This is a genomic window from Streptomyces sp. NPDC041970 (assembly GCF_055588985.1).
The window spans coordinates 64,415-80,654 of the sequence record NZ_JBVJCD010000009.1 but is presented as its reverse complement, the minus strand read 5'-3'; the positions used below and the strand labels follow the sequence as shown (position 1 = coordinate 80,654).

14 protein-coding genes and 1 tRNA gene are annotated in these 16,240 nt (G+C 75.0%); 13 read left to right on the top strand and 2 right to left on the bottom strand.

Features of this window, described 5'->3' with window-relative positions; all coding sequences use genetic code 11:
- The 10 genes from ACZ6EJ_RS07560 (at window position 1) to ACZ6EJ_RS07515 (ending at window position 9,773) form a co-directional block, all read left to right on the top strand.
- Window positions 1-1,125, top strand: coding sequence for a TIGR03364 family FAD-dependent oxidoreductase (locus ACZ6EJ_RS07560; RefSeq protein WP_469265211.1), 1,125 nt, complete (start codon window positions 1-3; stop codon window positions 1,123-1,125).
- A gap of 5 nt (window positions 1,126-1,130) precedes the next feature.
- Entirely contained in the window at window positions 1,131-1,844 is a 714-nt protein-coding gene (locus tag ACZ6EJ_RS07555; protein WP_469265285.1) for a phosphonatase-like hydrolase, read from the top strand.
- Complete coding sequence (locus ACZ6EJ_RS07550) at window positions 1,841-2,992, top strand: ABC transporter ATP-binding protein (RefSeq protein WP_469265210.1); 1,152 nt, start codon at window positions 1,841-1,843, stop codon at window positions 2,990-2,992. The genes ACZ6EJ_RS07555 and ACZ6EJ_RS07550 overlap by 4 nt, the downstream gene beginning before the upstream one ends.
- On the top strand, window positions 2,985-3,905 hold the full coding sequence (locus ACZ6EJ_RS07545) for a 2-aminoethylphosphonate ABC transporter permease subunit (RefSeq protein WP_469265209.1): 921 nt from the start codon (window positions 2,985-2,987) through the stop codon (window positions 3,903-3,905). The genes ACZ6EJ_RS07550 and ACZ6EJ_RS07545 overlap by 8 nt, the downstream gene beginning before the upstream one ends.
- Window positions 3,892-4,689, top strand: coding sequence for an ABC transporter permease (locus tag ACZ6EJ_RS07540; protein ID WP_469265208.1), 798 nt, complete (start codon window positions 3,892-3,894; stop codon window positions 4,687-4,689). Before ACZ6EJ_RS07545 ends, ACZ6EJ_RS07540 begins: the two co-directional genes overlap by 14 nt.
- Window positions 4,690-4,724: 35 nt before the next feature.
- Window positions 4,725-5,795, top strand: coding sequence for a 2-aminoethylphosphonate ABC transporter substrate-binding protein (locus tag ACZ6EJ_RS07535; RefSeq protein WP_469265207.1), 1,071 nt, complete (start codon window positions 4,725-4,727; stop codon window positions 5,793-5,795).
- Between the two features lie 198 nt (window positions 5,796-5,993).
- Complete coding sequence (locus ACZ6EJ_RS07530; RefSeq protein ID WP_469265206.1) at window positions 5,994-7,547, top strand: alkaline phosphatase family protein; 1,554 nt, start codon at window positions 5,994-5,996, stop codon at window positions 7,545-7,547.
- A 74-nt stretch (window positions 7,548-7,621) separates the two neighbouring features.
- Window positions 7,622-8,437 carry an HAD-IIA family hydrolase gene (locus ACZ6EJ_RS07525; RefSeq protein WP_469265205.1) on the top strand — a complete coding sequence of 272 codons (816 nt, stop codon included), beginning with the start codon at window positions 7,622-7,624 and terminating at the stop codon, window positions 8,435-8,437.
- A gap of 93 nt (window positions 8,438-8,530) precedes the next feature.
- A complete protein-coding gene (locus ACZ6EJ_RS07520; protein WP_469265204.1) occupies window positions 8,531-9,085 on the top strand; it encodes a hypothetical protein in 555 nt (184 codons plus the stop codon).
- Between the two features lies 1 nt (window position 9,086).
- Window positions 9,087-9,773, top strand: coding sequence for a class F sortase (locus ACZ6EJ_RS07515; RefSeq protein ID WP_469265203.1), 687 nt, complete (start codon window positions 9,087-9,089; stop codon window positions 9,771-9,773).
- A gap of 60 nt (window positions 9,774-9,833) precedes the next feature.
- Here the strand turns inward: ACZ6EJ_RS07515 and ACZ6EJ_RS07510 are convergent, their stop codons facing one another.
- On the bottom strand, window positions 9,834-10,787 hold the full coding sequence (locus tag ACZ6EJ_RS07510; protein WP_469265202.1) for an LAETG motif-containing sortase-dependent surface protein: 954 nt from the start codon (window positions 10,785-10,787) through the stop codon (window positions 9,834-9,836).
- A gap of 505 nt (window positions 10,788-11,292) precedes the next feature.
- Window positions 11,293-11,366 (bottom strand) — tRNA-Lys (locus tag ACZ6EJ_RS07505).
- 194 nt (window positions 11,367-11,560) lie between these two features.
- Here ACZ6EJ_RS07505 and ACZ6EJ_RS07500 point away from each other — a divergent pair.
- The 3 genes from ACZ6EJ_RS07500 to ACZ6EJ_RS07490 all read left to right on the top strand — a co-directional run bounded on the left by ACZ6EJ_RS07500 (window position 11,561) and on the right by ACZ6EJ_RS07490 (window position 16,109).
- Window positions 11,561-12,850, top strand: coding sequence for a peptidoglycan-binding protein (locus ACZ6EJ_RS07500; protein WP_469265201.1), 1,290 nt, complete (start codon window positions 11,561-11,563; stop codon window positions 12,848-12,850).
- 914 nt (window positions 12,851-13,764) lie between these two features.
- Window positions 13,765-15,336: an SPFH domain-containing protein gene (locus ACZ6EJ_RS07495; RefSeq protein WP_469265200.1), complete on the top strand. Its 1,572-nt coding sequence runs from the start codon at window positions 13,765-13,767 to the stop codon at window positions 15,334-15,336.
- A 182-nt stretch (window positions 15,337-15,518) separates the two neighbouring features.
- Window positions 15,519-16,109, top strand: a complete 591-nt coding sequence (locus ACZ6EJ_RS07490) for a lytic polysaccharide monooxygenase auxiliary activity family 9 protein (RefSeq protein ID WP_469265199.1) — start codon at window positions 15,519-15,521, stop codon at window positions 16,107-16,109.
- Window positions 16,110-16,240: the final 131 nt, after the last annotated feature.

Here is a 16,240-nt window from a genome sequence, read left to right as displayed (position 1 = left end):
GTGAGAGTCATCGTCGTTGGAGCCGGCGTGGTGGGAACCATGCACGCCTGGCACGCAGTCAACCGCGGCCACGAGGTCGTCCAGATCGAGCGCGAGAGCGAGGCACGCGGGGCATCCCTCCGCAACTTCGGACAGATATGGGTCAGCGGCCGGGCCGGCGGCGAGGAGCTGGAGACCGCCCTGCGCGCCCGTGAGCTGTGGGAGGGCATCGGGGAGCGGGTGCCGCGGGTCGGCTTCCGGCCCTGCGGCTCGCTCACCCCGCTGCGCACCGGCCGCGAGGCCGCCGTCGCCGAGGCGGCCGTCGCCCGCCCCGACGCGGCGGCGCGCGGCTACAAGCTGCTCACCGCCGGGGAGGCCCGCGCGATCAACCCCGCCCTGCGGGGCGCGTTCACCGCGGCCCTGTGGTGCGAGCGGGACGCGGCGGTCGAACCCCGCACCGCCCAACTCGCCCTCAAGGAGGCCCTGCTCGCCTCCGGCCGCTACACCTTCCTCGGCGGCCGCGAGATCCGCGAGGTGGTGGGCGCCGGTTCGGTCCGCGACGACCACGGCGACGTCCACACCGGCGACGCCGTGATCCTGGCGACCGGCGCCTGGCTCGGCGGACTCGTCCGCGAACTCGCCGGCCCCGATCTGCCCGTGCGCCGCGTCCGCCTCCAGATGATGCAGACCGACCCGCTCGGCGAACCGCTCACCACCTCCGTCGCCGACGCCGACAGCTTCCGCTACTACCCCGCCTACCGGGGCGACGCGCTGGACGCCCTCAACGCCGGCCAGCCGCAGGACGCGGTCGCCGCCCGGCACCGTATGCAACTCCTCATGGTGCAGCGGAGCGACGGCGGGCTGACCATCGGCGACACCCACGAGTACGAGCACCCCTTCGCCTTCGACACCGTCGAGGAGCCGTACGAGCACCTCACCCGCGTCGTCGAGGACTTCCTCGGCCGCCCGCTGCCCCGCGTCCGGCGCCGCTGGGCGGGCGTCTACGCCCAGTGCACGGACACCTCCCGCGTCGTCCACCGGCAGCAGGTGCGCGACGGGGTCTGGCTCGTCACCGGGCCCGGCGGGCGCGGCATGACGTGCTCGCCCGCCATCGCAGAGACGACCGCCGACGAACTGGGCTGGTGAACCAGATGACTTCCCCCGCGCATCCCGCGAACGACCGCTTCGACCTCGTCGTCCTCGACATGGCCGGGACCACCGTCGCCGACGGCGGCCTCGTCGAGCAGGCTTTCTCCGCCGCCGCCGAACGCCTCGGCGTGGAGCCCGGATCGGCCGAGCACGCCCGCCAACTCGCCTACGTACGGGCCACCATGGGCGAGTCCAAGATCTCCGTCTTCCGGCACCTCTTCGGCCGGGAGGACAAGGCCCAGCACGCCAACACCGCCTTCGAGGAGGCGTACGGGTCCCTCGTCGACGGCGGCCGCGTCGCCGCCCTCCCCGGCGCCCGCGAGACCGTGGAGCGGCTCACCGACGAGGGCCGCACCGTCGTCCTGACCACCGGCTTCGCCCGCCCCACCCAGGACGCCATCCTCGCCGCCCTCGGCTGGCAGGACCTCGTCCCCCTCACCCTCTGCCCGGCCGACGCGGGCGGCCGGGGCCGCCCCTACCCGGACATGGTCCTCGCCGCCTTCCTGCGCACCGGAGCCGTGGACGACGTCCGGCACGTCGCGGTGGCCGGGGACACCTCGTACGACATGCTCAGCGGCGTCCGCTCCGGCGCGGGGATCGTCGCCGGGGTCCTCACCGGCGCGCACGACGCCGACCAGTTGGCCCGGCACGGCGCGACCGGCGTCCTCGGCTCCGTCGCGGAGCTGCCCGACCTGATCGCGCGGGCCGAGGCGTGACCGGGGCCGCCGCCGCGCCCAGCGGCATCCGCTTCGACGGCGTCACCGTGGCGTACGGGAGCAACGTCGTCCTGGACCGGCTCGACCTCACCGTGGAGCCGGGCGAGGTGATGGCCCTCCTCGGGCCCTCCGGCTCCGGGAAGACCACCGCCCTGCGGGCCGTCGCCGGGTTCGTCCGGCCGGCGTCCGGGCGGGTCCTCCTCGGGGGCCGGGACGTCACCGCCCTGCCCCCGCACCGGCGGGGCATCGGCATGGTCGTCCAGCAGTACGCCCTCTTCCCGCACCTCAAGGTCAAGGACAACGTGGCCTTCGGGCTCAAGGCCCACCGCACCCCGAAGGCCGACATCCCCGGCCGGGTCGCCGAGGCGCTCGACCTCGTCGGCATGGCCGCCTACGCCGACCGCCACCCCCGCGAACTCTCCGGCGGCCAGCAGCAGCGCGTCGCCATCGCCCGCGCCCTGGCCATCCGCCCCGGCGTCCTGCTCCTGGACGAACCGCTCTCCGCGCTCGACGCCACCCTGCGCTCGGGGATGCTCGCGGAGCTGGCCCGGCTCCACCGCGAGCTGCCGGACGTCTCCATCCTCTACGTCACCCACGACCAGGTCGAGGCGCTGACCCTCGCGGACCGGATCGCCGTCATGGACCGGGCCCGGCTCCAGGACTGCGGCACCCCCCAGGAGCTGTACCGCCGCCCGCGCACCGAGTTCACCGCCTCGTTCGTCGGCAACGCCAACCTCCTCCCGGTCACCGTCACCGGACCGGGCCGCGTCGCCCTGGCCGGGGCCGACGGCCGGGCCGGGACCACCGCGCTCACCGCCCCCACCGGCGACGCCGCCCCGCAAGCCGCCGCCACCCTCTGCGTCCGGCCGCACCTGGTCGGCCTCGGCGACGGGCCCAACGCGCTCACCGGCACCGTCACCGAGGTCCAGTGGCGCGGCTCCACCCACCGCGTCCACGCCGACGTCGGCGGCCACCGCGTCCTGGCCGACCTGCGCGAACTGCGCGAGCCCCCGGTCCTCGACGCCCCCGTCACCCTCCACTTCGCCGCCGAGGACGCGGTGCTGCTCCCGGCGGGCACGGCGCCCTCCCAGCCCGCGGAGGCCGTCCGGGACAGCCCCGTGCAGAAGGCGGGGGCCGGCCATGGCTAGCACCGCCGCGACGCACGCACCCGCCGAAACGCCGACGCCCGCCGAAACGCCGACGCCCACCGGACCGGCCCCGGCCGGCGCACGCGCCCCCCGCCGCGTCCCCGCCTGGCTCTGGGCGCTGCCGCCCGTCGTCGTCCTCGCGCTCGGCTTCCTCTACCCGCTGGCCCTCGTCGTCCAGCAGTCCTTCACCCCCGACGAGGGCGGCGTCTCGCTCGACCCGTACGCCGACGTCTTCGCCTCCGACGTCTTCCGCTCCGCGCTGACCACCACGGTCTGGCTCGCCGTCGGCTCGACCGCGGGCTGCCTCGTCCTCGGGTTCACGCTCGCGCTGGTCATCGCGTTCGTCCCGTTCCCCGGCGGCCGGGCGGTCGCCCGGTTCGTCGACGTCTTCCTGTCCTTCCCGTCCTTCCTGATCACCCTGGCCCTGCTGTTCGTCTACGGCACGGTCGGCATGGCCAACGGCCTGTGGACCGGGGCCACGGGGGCGGCGGACGGGCCGTTCCACTTCCTGACCACCCCCTGGGGCGTCCTGCTGGCCGAGATCACCTACTTCACGCCGTTCGTCATGCGCCCGCTGCTCGCCGCGTTCTCCCAACTCGACACCGGCCAGTTGGAGGTCGCCTCCTCCCTCGGCGCGGGGCCCGTGCGGATCGTGCGCCAGGTGATCCTCCCCGAGGCGCTGCCGGCCCTCGCGGCGGGCGGCAGCCTCGTCCTGGTCATGTGCCTCAACGAGTTCGGGATCGTCCTGTTCACCGGGGCGAAGGGCGTCACGACGCTGCCGATGCTCGTCTACAGCAAGGCGATCCTGGAGTCGGACTACCCGGCCGCCTGCGTCGTCGCCGTCGTCAACATCGCGATCTCCGTGGGCCTCTACGGCCTCTACCGGGTGGTGAGCCGCCGTGCTGGTGCATAGCCGGGCCGGGAAGTGGGCCACCTGGGCCGTCTTCCTCCTCCTCTTCGTCCCGCTGTTCGCGGTCCCCCTGCTCGTCATCCTCGCCGCGTCCCTCTCCACCAACTGGTCGGGCGCCTTCCCCTCCGGCCCCACCGCCGAGCGGTACGCCGCCGCCACGAGCGGCGACTCGCTGCGGGCGCTCACCACCAGCCTGGTCACGGCCCTGGCCGCCAGCGTGTTCGCGCTGGGCCTCGGCGGCTGGGCGGCGCTGGCCGCCGCCTCCCTGCGCAAACGCGGGAAGCGGCTCCTGGACGCGCTGTTCATCCTCCCGGTCGCCGTGCCCTCGGTCGTCGTCGGCCTCGCCGTGCTCGTCGCCTTCAGCCAGCCGCCGCTCCTGCTCAACGGGACGCGGTGGATCGTGATCATCGCCCACACCGTCCTGGTCACGGCGTTCGCCTACCAGTCGGTCGCGGCGGCCGTACGCCGGCTGGACCCGATGTACGAACAGGCCGCGGCCGGACTCGGCGCGGGGCCCGCACGGGTCCTGTGGCAGGTCAGGCTGCCGCTCCTGCTGCCCTCGCTCACCTCGGCGGCCGGGCTCTGCTTCGCCCTGTCCATGGGGGAGTTGAGCGCCACCATGATGCTCTACCCGCCCGACTGGACCCCGCTCCCGGTGCACATCTTCGCCGCCACCGACCGGGGCTCCCTCTTCACCGGCGCCGCCCTCGCCGTGGTCCTGATGACGGCGACGCTCCTCGTCCTGGCCGCCGTCTCCCGCATCCGCACCCGCGCCTCCTACCGATGAACCCGGCGCCCACCCCTCCCAGGAGAAGACCTCCCATGCGCACCTCCACCCACCGCCTGACCCGGCCCGTCGCCGCCCTCGGCGCGCTCTCCCTCGCCGCCGTCGCCCTCACCGCCTGCGGGGGCGCCTCCACCGCCTCCGACGAGAAGTCCGTCACCGTCTACAGCGCCGACGGCCTCAAGGGCGAGAACGGCGACGGCTGGTACGACAAGGTCTTCAAGGACTTCGAGAAGAAGACCGGCATCAAGGTCCGGTACGTGGAGGGCGGCTCCGGCGAGATGGTGCAGCGCGCCGCCCGCGAGAAGTCCAACACCCAGGCCGACGTGCTGGTCACCCTGCCGCCCTTCATCCAGCAGGCCGACGCCAAGGGGCTGCTGACGGCGTACGAGCCCGAGGGCGCCGACCAGGTCGACGGCGCCGACCGGGCCGCCGACGGGAAGTGGACCTCGGTCGTCAACAACTACTTCGGGTTCGTCTACAACAAGAAGGAGTTGACCACCCCGCCCCGGACCTGGGAGGAGCTGCTGAAGGGCTCCTACAAGGAGAAGGTGCAGTACTCCACCCCCGGCGTCGCGGGCGACGGCACCGCCGTCCTCATCAAGGCCCTGCACGACTTCGGCGGCCAGGAGCCGGCCATGGAGTACCTGAAGAAGCTCCAGACCAACAACGTCGGCCCGTCCGCCTCCACCGGCAAGCTCGCCCCCAAGGTCGACAAGGGCGAACTCCTCGTCGCCAACGGGGACGTCCAGATGAACTTCGCCCAGTCCAAGGACATGCCCAACCTGGGCATCTGGTTCCCCGCCAAGGGCGGCGGGAAGCCCACCAGCTTCGCCCTGCCGTACGCGGCCGGGCTCGTCGCCGACGCCCCGCACAGCGAGAACGGCAAGAAGCTGCTCGACTTCATGCTCTCCGAGCAGGCCCAGCGCGACGTCAGCGCCGTCGGCGGGGGCTTCGCCGCCCGCAAGGACATCAAGGCCACCGACGCCAACGCCGTGGAGCTGGCCGGGCTGATGGAGGGCGTGGAGATCTTCGAGCCGGACTGGGCGGACATCGGCGCCAACCTGGACGCGTACATCGACGCCTGGAAGTCGGCCACCGGAAGCTGACCGGCCACCCGCCGGCCACGGACGGCTGCGAACGTCCGGACCCGGCCCACTGATCTCGCCGGGGTAACGGGTCCGGTCCGGGGCGGCGACCGCCCCGGACCGGCCCCACCGCGCCACGGCACGCCCCGGCGCACGTCCCACCGCACGACCCGTCACCACCCGTCCTGTCCCGTCACGTCCGCTCCTTTGGAGGACCACGTGTCCCGAGGCATGTCCCGACGCTCCGTGCTCACCACCACCGCCGCGGCCGCCACGGCCGCCGCCGTCGCCCCGCTCGCCACCGCCACCGCCGCCTCCGCCGCGGCGACCGCCGCACCCGCCCTCCCCGAGGGCACCAGCCGGGACAAGGTCCTGGTCGTCGGCATGGACGGGCTGCGCCACGACGTCATCGCCGCCGCCAGGGCCCCGCACCTCAAGGCGATGATGGCGAACGGCACGTACGGCACCTCGCTGCTGTACGCCAACCCGATGGCCGCCACCTCCTCCGGCCCCGGCTGGTCCACGATCTCCACCGGCGTCTGGCCCGACAAGCACGGCGTGCGGGACAACACCTTCGCCGGGAAGAACTACGGGAAGTACCCCGGCCTCCTCGCCCGCCTCTCCCAGGTCCGGCCGCAGCTCTCCACGTACGCGGCCGTCGACTGGAAGCCCCTGGACACCCAGGGCACGGTCACCGCCGGGGCGGACGCCAAGCTCGTCCTGGACGGCGACGCCGACGGCTACACCGGCCACGACGCCGCCATCGCCGCCGAGACCGAGGCGGTCCTGCGCGACCGCAACCCGGACGTCCTGTTCGTCTACTTCGGCCAGACCGACATCGTCGGCCACAACTCCGGCGCGGCCAGCGCCGTGTACCGCGAGGCCATCGACGTCCAGGACGCCCACCTCGGCCGCCTCCTCGCCGCGATCAAGGCCCGCCCCGCGTACGCGAGCGAGCGGTGGACCGTCATCGTCACCACCGACCACGGCCACACCGACGCCGGCGGCCACGGCGGCAGCGCCGTCGAGGAGCGGCGCACCTTCGTCCTCGCCCAGGGCCCCGGCATCGCGGCCGGCGCCCGCCCCGCCGACACCCGCCTGGTCGACGTCGCCGCCACCGTGTTCCGGCAGCTCGGCATCGTCCCCGACCCCGCCTGGGGCCTGGACGGCAAGCCGATCCAGGAGCGCTCCACCGACCCGTTCGAGACGCTGTACCCGGCGCTCGCCGGCCGCGCGGACGAGACCGGCGTCCCGGCGGGCGTCCTCGGCTGGACGCACACCGCGCCCAGCGGCTGGTCCGTCGCCAACTCCGCGATGGGCACCGGCGGTGTGGCGGAGTGGCGCGGCTGGTCCTTCGCCACCGACGAGTTCTGGAGCCGCAGCCAGCGCGACCAGTACCGCGAACTGAACGTCCGCGCACGGGGCGTCTTCGCGGTCGCCGACTCCGACGAGTGGGCGGACAAGACCCACTCCGGCACGTTCGACTCCACGCTCGCCACCCCGGCGTACGCGGTCGCCGGCAAGCGCACCGTGACGCTCGGCTTCACCACCCTGTACCGGCAGGAGGGCAGCCAGAGCGCCCAGGTCCTCGCCTCCTGGAACGGCGGCGCCCCGGTCCTCGTCCGCTCCTACACCGCGGACGTCATCTCGCAGACCCAGTCGCTGACCCTGGACGTCCCGCCCGGCGCCGCCAACGTGGGCTTCCGCTTCCGCTACACCGGCTCCAACAACTGGTACTGGGTGATCGACGGGGTCACCGTGACCTCCGACTAATTATGCTGGGGGCGCCGGGACGGCGTGGTCCGGGCACCCCCAGCACGCAGTGCGTACGGCAGGAGTCCCGACACATGGCAGAGCGCAAGCCGATCACATCCTGGCTGACCGACATGGACGGAGTCCTCATCCACGAGGGCACGCCGATCCCCGGCGCCGACGCCTTCATCAAGCGGCTGCGCGATTCCGGGCTGCCCTTCCTCGTCCTCACCAACAACTCCATCTACACCGCGCGCGACCTCCACGCCCGGCTGAACCGCATGGGCCTGGACGTGCCGGTGGAGAACATCTGGACCTCCGCGCTGGCCACCGCCCAGTTCCTGGACGACCAGCGCCCCGGCGGCACCGCGTACGTCATCGGCGAGGCCGGCCTCACCACCGCCCTGCACGACATCGGGTACGTGCTCACCGACCACGCCCCGGACTACGTGGTGCTCGGCGAGACCCGCACGTACAGCTTCGAGGCGCTCACCAAGGCGATCCGGCTGATCAACGCCGGCGCCCGCTTCATCTGCACCAACCCCGACGAGACCGGCCCCTCCGCCGAGGGCCCGCTGCCCGCCACCGGCTCGGTCGCCGCCCTCATCACCAAGGCCACCGGCAAGGAGCCGTACTTCGCGGGCAAGCCCAACCCGCTGATGATGCGGACCGGGCTCAACGCCATCGGCGCGCACTCCGAGACCAGCGCCATGATCGGCGACCGGATGGACACCGACGTGCTGGCGGGCCTGGAGGCGGGGATGCAGACCTTCCTGGTCCTCACCGGGCTGACGTCGCTCGGGGACATCGACCGCTACCCGTTCCGGCCCTCGACCATCGTCGACTCCATCGCCGACCTGGTCGACCTCGTCGAGGCGCCCGACCCCGCCGAGCCGGCCGACCGGTCCTGACCCGCGCGCGGCCCGCGTCCGCGGTCGCCCCAACGGCGGACTGCGGATGCGGGCCGCGCCCGCAGGCGTGAACCTTCCGGTAGGAGGTTCACGATGCGTTCACTGCCCCTCACCATCTGTGCCGCGGCGGCGGCCGCGCTCATAGCCGCGCCGGCGCCCGCCGCTCTGGCGTCCCCGGCCGCCCCGGCCGGTGACGACGACCGAGGCGCCGTCTCGGTCACCCCCTCCACGATCGCCCCCGGCGGGCGCGTGGAGCTGTGGACCGACGCCTGCGGCAGGGGCCGCGCGGCGAAGGGACGGTCCGACGCCTTCGCCGCGGAGGCCCACTTCACCCCCGCCGAGGAACAGGGCCTCTTCGCCGAGGCCCGCATCCGGCCCGACGCCGCCCCCCGCTCCTACGACGTCCGGGTGGTGTGCGAGGGCGGCGGGGGCCGGGCCGCCGGCACGCTCACCGTCATCCACCACACCCGCCCCTCGCCCGCGGCCCCCGTCAAGGCGGGCGGCGGAGGGACGGCCGCCCTCGCCGAACGGTCCGCGTCCCAGGGCCCCGGCGCCCGGCACGCGGTGACCGGTCTGGCGCTCGCCGCCGTCGCGGCCGTCGCCGTCGCCCTGCGCAGCTCGCGCCGCCGCCGCCCGACCGCGGAGTGACGTGAGCGCCCCGGACCGCCCGGCGGGCGCCGGGCGACCGCTCACCGGAGTGGCCTGGGCCGTGCTGCTGCTCGGCCTCTGGCTCTGGGGCCGGGAGACCGGGGGGCCCGGCGGCCCGACGGGGCCCACCACCGGCGACGTCGCCGCGGTCGGCCGCCCGCTCGCCACCCCGCTGCCCCCGGCCCGCGCACCGCTCGACGCGGCGGCCCCCGAGCGCGTCGAGGTTCCCTCCGTGGGCATCTCGGCCCCCGTCGTCCCACGCGGCCTGGACGAGGACGGGGCCGTCGAACCGCCCCCGTACGGGATGCCGGGGACCGCCGGCTGGTACGGCGACGGCGCCGCACCCGGAGCCGAGGGCCCGTCCCTGTTCGTCGGCCACGTGGACACCGAGACGAAACCGGCCGTCTTCTACGGGCTCAGCGCGGTGAGGCCGGGCGCGCTGGTGCGGGTCGCCCGCAGCGACGGCACCGTCGCGGAGTTCACCGTGGACGACGTCCAGGTCGTCACCCGCGAACGCTTCGACGCCCGGCGGGCCTACGGACCCCGCGAGGACGGCCGGGCCGAGCTGCGGCTGATCACCTGCGGCGGCACGTACGACCGCCGGACCCGCTCGTACTCCGCGAACGTGGTGGTCTCCGCCTACCTCACCGGCGCGACGGGGGCGGGGGACGCGCGGGGCCCCGCGTGACAGCCGTCTGCCCCGACGGACGGCCGAGGCCGTTCATCGGGGCAGACGGAGCGGACCGTGTCAGCCGTTGCGCTGGGCGCTGCGGCGACGCATGGCGAACAGCAGGCCGCCACCGGCCAGGAGCAGGGCCGCGGCCCCGCCCGCGATGGCCGTGGTGTTGCTGCTGCCGGTCTCGGCGAGGTCGCCGGAACCACCCGCGGCGGGCTGCGACTCGGTCGCCGACGGCGTGGGGGCCGGCTCGCCCGGCGTCGACGGGGTGGCCGACGGCGTGTCCGACGGGGCGGTGGAAGGCGCGTCGGAGGGCGTCTCGGAGGGCACGTCCGAAGGCGTGTCCGAGGGTGTGGTGGACGGCGTCGCCTCGGGGGACGGCTCCGTGGACGGGCTCTGGCTCGGGGACGGCGCGCTCGGCTCCGGAACCGGCGGCTTCGTCACACAGTTCTCGCCACCCTCGGGGCCGTTCCAGGCGGCGATCAGCTTGTCACCGATGACCGGGCTGTCGGGGCCCTTCGGGGCGGGCCCGTGGCCCTCGCCCGTCTGGCCGTCGTAGCGCGTGCTGCCCTTGTACAGGTCGATCTGCCCGAAGCAGCCCGCGTCGGGCACGGGGATGGTGAGCGTGTCGGACGCCCCGTCCGCGACGCTGGCGGTGTCGAAGCCGACCAGCACCTGCTGCCCCGACGTCGCGAACGTCGGGCCGTGCGCCAGGTAGGAGGCCAGCGAGACGGTGCAGCCGCCACCGTCCCCGCGCACCTCCAGGCTGATGGTGCCGTCGGCGGCCGGGGTGATGCCGGGGAGGCCCTTGCGGGCGGTCCACGGCTTGCCGTCCGACAGGAAGGCGCACTTGGTCTCGGCCGGGTCGACGCCGCCCGGCAGCGTCCGGGGCTGGGTGTAGCCGGTGGCGTCCTTGTCGCGCCATCCGGCGCCGCCGTCGGCGGCAGCGGTGCCGGTGGCCGCCACGGTCGCCCCGAGAACCAGGGCTATGGACACCGGCACACGCCGGGCGTAGCTGTGCAGCATGGATTTCCTTTTTTTCTGATGCATGGCAGGAGGGAGCCCGGCTGGAAGATCGACTCCAGGGCGCGCGTATGGCAGCACGCAACGCGCCACTGAGAAGGGGGAATCACCCGGAACGCCCTGTGGGCCGGGCTCAAGAGGCATATTCGCCGTAGATCAAATAGATGTCAACGGACGCCGGACGAACGAGTCCGCAAGGTGACACGCCGGGCGGACTCCGCCCGTCCGGCCGTGTGTTCCGCCGGGGCGGATCCGCCCGCCGCGTCGCCGTCGGGGGCCGGGCCGGGGGCGCCGCGGGCCGCGCACCGCACCCTTCGCGGTCGCGTGTCGACGCGGCGGCGCGGATGTGTGCGCCGCCTCCTGCCGGGCGACGGCAGGGCATGGGGCGGGGAATCCGTTCGAAGTCCCCGGGGCGAGCCGTTCCGGCCGCGCGCGCGGCGCTGGGTGCCGAGGGGGGCGCGAAACGGCGAAGCCCCCTCACGTTCCGTGAGGGGGCTTCGCCTGTGCGTGCGCCGTCAGGGACTCGAACCCCGGACCCGCTGATTAAGAGTCAGCTGCTCTAACCAACTGAGCTAACGGCGCCTGCTGACCTGGAGAACTCTACCCGACCTCGAAGGGTGCTCCAGACCATTTACCGGCCGCCACGCCCCGTCGGATGGTCGTTTTTTCCCATCAATCCGTCAAAATGCCTTATATCGGCAGAGTTGGGCCAGTGGCGTCCGCCCCGGCCGCGACCGAAGAAATCCTGACGAGTGACGAGTGCGGAGGGGAAGCACATGCCTGTGCCGGTCTTCGAGGAGTACGAGCCCGCCATCGACTGCACGTGTCCGGGGTGCGCCCTGCGACGGCGGGCCGCCGCGAGGGCCCTGCCGGTGCGGCACGGCGGCCACCCGGCCGCCCACGGCGCCCGCCGCGCCCTGGTCCTGGCCACCGCCGCCGGGGTGGTCCTGTCCTGCGGTGCCGCCGGCGCGGCGGCCGCGGGCCACGCCCCCGGACCCCCGTACGCCGACGGGGGCGCCGACCCCGAACCGGCGACGCCGCAGGGCGAGCGGGGCCCGCTGAAGGGCGCGGGCGCGTCGGGGCCCCCGTCCGCCGGGTCGGCCCTGCCCAGGACGACGCGGGCCGAGATCATCGAGCGGGCCGAGAGGTGGGTGGCCGCGAAGGTCCCGTACGACATGGGCAGGCACTGGTCGGACGGCTACCGGCAGGACTGCTCCGGCTACGTCTCGATGGCCTGGAACCTCGGCGGCAACGAGTGGACCGGCAGCCTCGCCGCCTTCGGCACCCGGATCGCCCGCGCCGACCTCCAGCCCGGCGACATCCTCCTCTTCCACGACGCGGCCGACCCCTCCATGGGCTCCCACGTCACGATCTTCGGCGGCTGGGCCGACTCCGCGCGCACCCGTTACATCGCCTACGAGCAGGCGCGCCCGCGGACGCGGAAGCAGTCGACGCCCATGGCGTACTGGAACAACTCCGACCGCTATGTGGCGTACCGGTACAAGGGGCTCGGCGACGGCGCCTCCGGGTCGGACTCCGCCACGGCCTTCCCCGGCGTCCACCGGTTCGGCCCCGGCGCCGACAACGAGCACGTCGCCCGACTCGGCCGGATGCTGGTCCAGCGGGGCGCCCGGCGCTTCTACGCGGTCGGACCGGGGCCCGTGTGGGGGTCGGCGGACCGGCGCGCGACGGAGGCGTTCCAGCGCGCCCAGGGCTGGCGGGGCGAGGAGGCCGACGGCATCCCCGGACCGGGCACCTGGCGGCTGCTGGCCACCGGCGGCGGCCGTTCCATCCCGGCCGCCGACGCGAGCGGCGGCACGGAAGCGGTCCCGGTCTTCCCCGGACGGGACTATTTCCGGCCGGGTCGGTCCAACAGCCATGTCGATCGGCTCGGCAGGCAGTTGGTGGAGAAGGGATACGGCCGGCACTACGCGACCGGACCCGGCCGGCGCTGGACCGAGGCCGACCGCCGCAACGTCGAGGCGTTCCAGCGGGCCCAGGGCTGGCGCGGCGGCGCGGCCGACGGCTATCCGGGGCCGGAGACCTGGCGCCGGCTCTTCGCGTGACGGACGTCGCGGACGCGACGGACGGGACGCAGGTGACGCACGTGACGGAAAGGAAACGGGAACCGGTGACCCCAGACGACGACCAGACCCCCCGCCCCACGGACGACCACCTTCCGCCGCCCCTGCAAGGCCCGCCGTACAAGGGGACCCCGCCGCCGCTGTTCAGGAGCGCCGCGCCTCCGCCGCCGTCCGGGACCGGGCCGGCCGGGGCGCCGCCGCCGCTGTTCGAGAGCGTGGCGGAGACGGCCCCGCCGGTGTCCCGGCCCGTGCCCTCCGGGCCGCCGCCGCCCCTGTTCAGAAGCGTGGCGGAGGAGCCCCCGCCGACACCGCGGGGCGTGCCCGGCGGGGGCCCGTCGCCGGTGTCGCAGGGGGTGGCCGGTGGGGGTCCGCTGCCGTCGCCCCAGGGTGTGGCCGCCGGTGGGCCGTCGCCGGTGGCCGGGGGTGCGGAAGGGGCCGCCCCGCCGCCGGGTGCGAACGGGGAGCCGGGCCGGGCCGCCGCCGTGTTCCCCGACCCCGCCGGTCCCGGTGCCGGTCCCGGCCTTGAGTGCGGTCCGGGCTCCGGTGTGGGCCCCGGCTCCGGTGTGGGCTCAGGTCCGGGCTCCGACCCCGCCCGCCCCGGTGCCGGTCCCGGCCTTGGCTCAGGCCCCGGCTCTGGTGTGGGCTCCGGTGTGGGCCCCGGCTCCGGTGTGGGCTCAGGTCCGGGCTCCGGTTTCGGTCCGGGCTCCGACCCCGCCCGCCCCGGTGCCGGTGCCGGTCCCGGCCTTGGCTCAGGCCCCGGCTCTGGTGTGGGCTCCGGTGTGGGCCCCGGCTCCGGCGTGGGCTCAGGTGCGGGCTCCGGTTTCGGTCCGGGCTCCGACCCCGCCCGCCCCAGTGCCGGTCCTGGCCCCGGTCCGGGCCCCCATCCCGGTCCCGGCGTGAGCCCCGCCTCGGACGCCGCCATCACGGACGCCGCGCCCCCGCCCCCCGCGCCCCCGGACGCGGCTCCGTCCCGATCGGCCCCGTGCCCCGACCGCGAGGCCGCCCCCGGCGGGGCCCCGGACCGCCGCGTCGCCGACCGCCCGGCCTCGGGCTCCGCGTCCGCCGCGCGGACCGTCGCGCCGGACGGGGCCGCGCGCCTCACCCCCGCCCGGCAGACGGCGACGCGCTCCTCGGCGGAGCGGACGCCGCATCCCCCGTACGGGGCGGAGCCGACCGGCGGCGCAACCCGAGGGCGGGGCGCGGCGGCCGGCCCCGGACCCGACACCGGGCTGGACCTCGTGCTGGACCTGGCCCCCGGCGAACGGGCCGCCTCCGCCACGTTCTCCGTGCCCGCCCCCGCCGTCACGGCGCCGTCCGCCGCGACCGCCTCGTCCTCCGGCCGCCGCCCCTGCGTCATCGCCAACGAGTCCACCGCCTCCATCCCCGTACACCTGCTCTTCCGCGACGACCCGGAGTCCGCCGAAGCGGCGGCGCTGCCCGCCGCGCTGGCCCGCCGCCCCGCCGCCGGGGACCGCGCGCCGGCCACCCGGCGGCCCCCGCAGCCGCGTGCGCCGCGGGCCCGGATGCGGCCGCCGACCCGGCCCGCCCCGGACGCCGATCCCCGGCTCGTCGAGCGGGCCGGGCCCGTCCTGCCCGGTTCCGCCGCCCTCCTCGTCGGCGCGGCCGCGACCGCCGGGGGGCTGGCCGTCCTGTGGTGGCGCGGAGCGCTGCCCGCTCCCTGGCAGACGGCGGTGGGCCTCGCCCCCCGCGCCGACGCGGGTGTCGGCGCGGTCGGCTGGGGCCTCCTGGCCGTGCTGGTCACCGTGGCGCTCCTCGCGTTCGGCGGCCTCGGCCGGGGCCGGGTCGGGTACGCGTGGGTGCTCACGCTCTTCGGCGACTACCGGGGCAGCGTCCGCCGCACCGGGCTCGTCTGGGTCTCGCCCCTGCTGCTGCGCCGCCGCGTCGACGTACGGCTGCGGCACTGGCGCAGCGAGCCGCTGCCCGCCGTGGACGCGCACGGCACCGCGCTGCGCGTGGTCGTCCTGGTGGTGTGGCGGATCACGGACACCGTGCGGGCCGTGTTCGGCGTCGAGGACCACGAGGCGTACCTGAGCGCCCAGGTCGAGGCGGCGCTGGCCCGCGTCCTGTCGCAGTTGCCCGCCGACGCGTTCCTGGAGGACGCGCCGACGCTGCGCGACGCGGAGGCGGTCGGCGACGCGCTGACCGGGATGCTGAGGGCGGAGTGCGCGCCCGTGGGCGTGGAGGTGTACGCGGCGCAGCCGACCGGCATCGAGTACGCCCCCGAGGTGGCGGCGGCGATGCAGCGGCGGCGGGTCGCCGCCATCGACGCCCGGCACCGCGACAGCGTGCTCACCTCCGTGGTGGACGCGGTCGACGACACGGTCGACCGTCTCACCTCGCGCGGCCTCGTCGAGCTGGACGACTACGAACGCAAGGCGCTGGTCAGGGATCTGACGGTGGCTTTCTACACCGGTCGCGGCGGGGGAGGGGGCGGGGGCGCGGCGTGAGCGTCGGGGGAGCGCCGTCGCGGGCCGCGGGAATATCCAAGGGGAATTGGTCTGGACATGTTCACGTCCTGTCAATAATCTGGACCTTGGTCTAGACCGCAGTACGCACGACCCCGCACCAAGCGCGCAGCACGTGAGCAATGCTCAAGGAGCCTCCCCCACGTTCAAGAGGAGCGACAGCAATGCGGAAAAGGGCAAGCGCGGCCGTACTCGGCCTGGCGATCGCGGGCGTCTCGGTGCTCGCGGCCAACCCGGCCAGCAGCCACGGCTACACGGATTCCCCCATCAGCCGCCAGAAGCTCTGTGCCAACGGCACGGTGACCGGCTGCGGCAACATCCAGTGGGAGCCGCAGAGCGTCGAGGGGCCCAAGGGCTTCCCGGCGGCCGGACCGGCGGACGGCAAGATCTGCTCCGGCGGCAACGGGCAGTTCGCCCAGCTCGACGACCCGCGCGGCGGCAACTGGCCCGCCACCCAGGTCACCGGCGGACAGGGCTACAGCTTCCGCTGGCAGTTCACCGCCCGTCACTCCACGAGTGACTTCCGCTACTACATCACCAAGGACGGCTGGGACTCCACCAAGCCGCTCACCCGCGCGGCTCTCGAGTCGCAGCCGTTCATGACCGTGCCGTACGGGAACAAGCAGCCCCCGTCCACCCTGTCCCACCAGGGCACGATCCCCACCCAGAAGAACGGCAAGCACGTCATTCTCGCCGTCTGGAACGTCGCGGACACACCCAACGCGTTCTACGCGTGCTCCGACGTCAAGTTCTGACGCATCCGGTCACCGGGGGGGGGGGGGGGGGGGGGGGGGGGGGGGCCCGGCCCCCCCCCCCCCCCCCGGGGGGGGGGGGGGGGGGGAGGGGGGGGGGGGGGGGGGGGGGGGGGGGGGGGGTGGGTTTCTTT

Coding starts and splice junctions, on each gene's coding strand:
- ACZ6EJ_RS07555 (WP_469265285.1), top strand. CDS start 1,131: ATGACTTCCCCCGCGCATCCCGCGAACGACCGCTTCGACCTCGTCGTC.
- ACZ6EJ_RS07510 (WP_469265202.1), bottom strand. CDS start 10,787: ATGCTGCACAGCTACGCCCGGCGTGTGCCGGTGTCCATAGCCCTGGTT.
- ACZ6EJ_RS07520 (WP_469265204.1), top strand. CDS start 8,531: ATGCGTTCACTGCCCCTCACCATCTGTGCCGCGGCGGCGGCCGCGCTC.
- ACZ6EJ_RS07490 (WP_469265199.1), top strand. CDS start 15,519: ATGCGGAAAAGGGCAAGCGCGGCCGTACTCGGCCTGGCGATCGCGGGC.
- ACZ6EJ_RS07535 (WP_469265207.1), top strand. CDS start 4,725: ATGCGCACCTCCACCCACCGCCTGACCCGGCCCGTCGCCGCCCTCGGC.
- ACZ6EJ_RS07500 (WP_469265201.1), top strand. CDS start 11,561: ATGCCTGTGCCGGTCTTCGAGGAGTACGAGCCCGCCATCGACTGCACG.
- ACZ6EJ_RS07525 (WP_469265205.1), top strand. CDS start 7,622: ATGGCAGAGCGCAAGCCGATCACATCCTGGCTGACCGACATGGACGGA.
- ACZ6EJ_RS07545 (WP_469265209.1), top strand. CDS start 2,985: ATGGCTAGCACCGCCGCGACGCACGCACCCGCCGAAACGCCGACGCCC.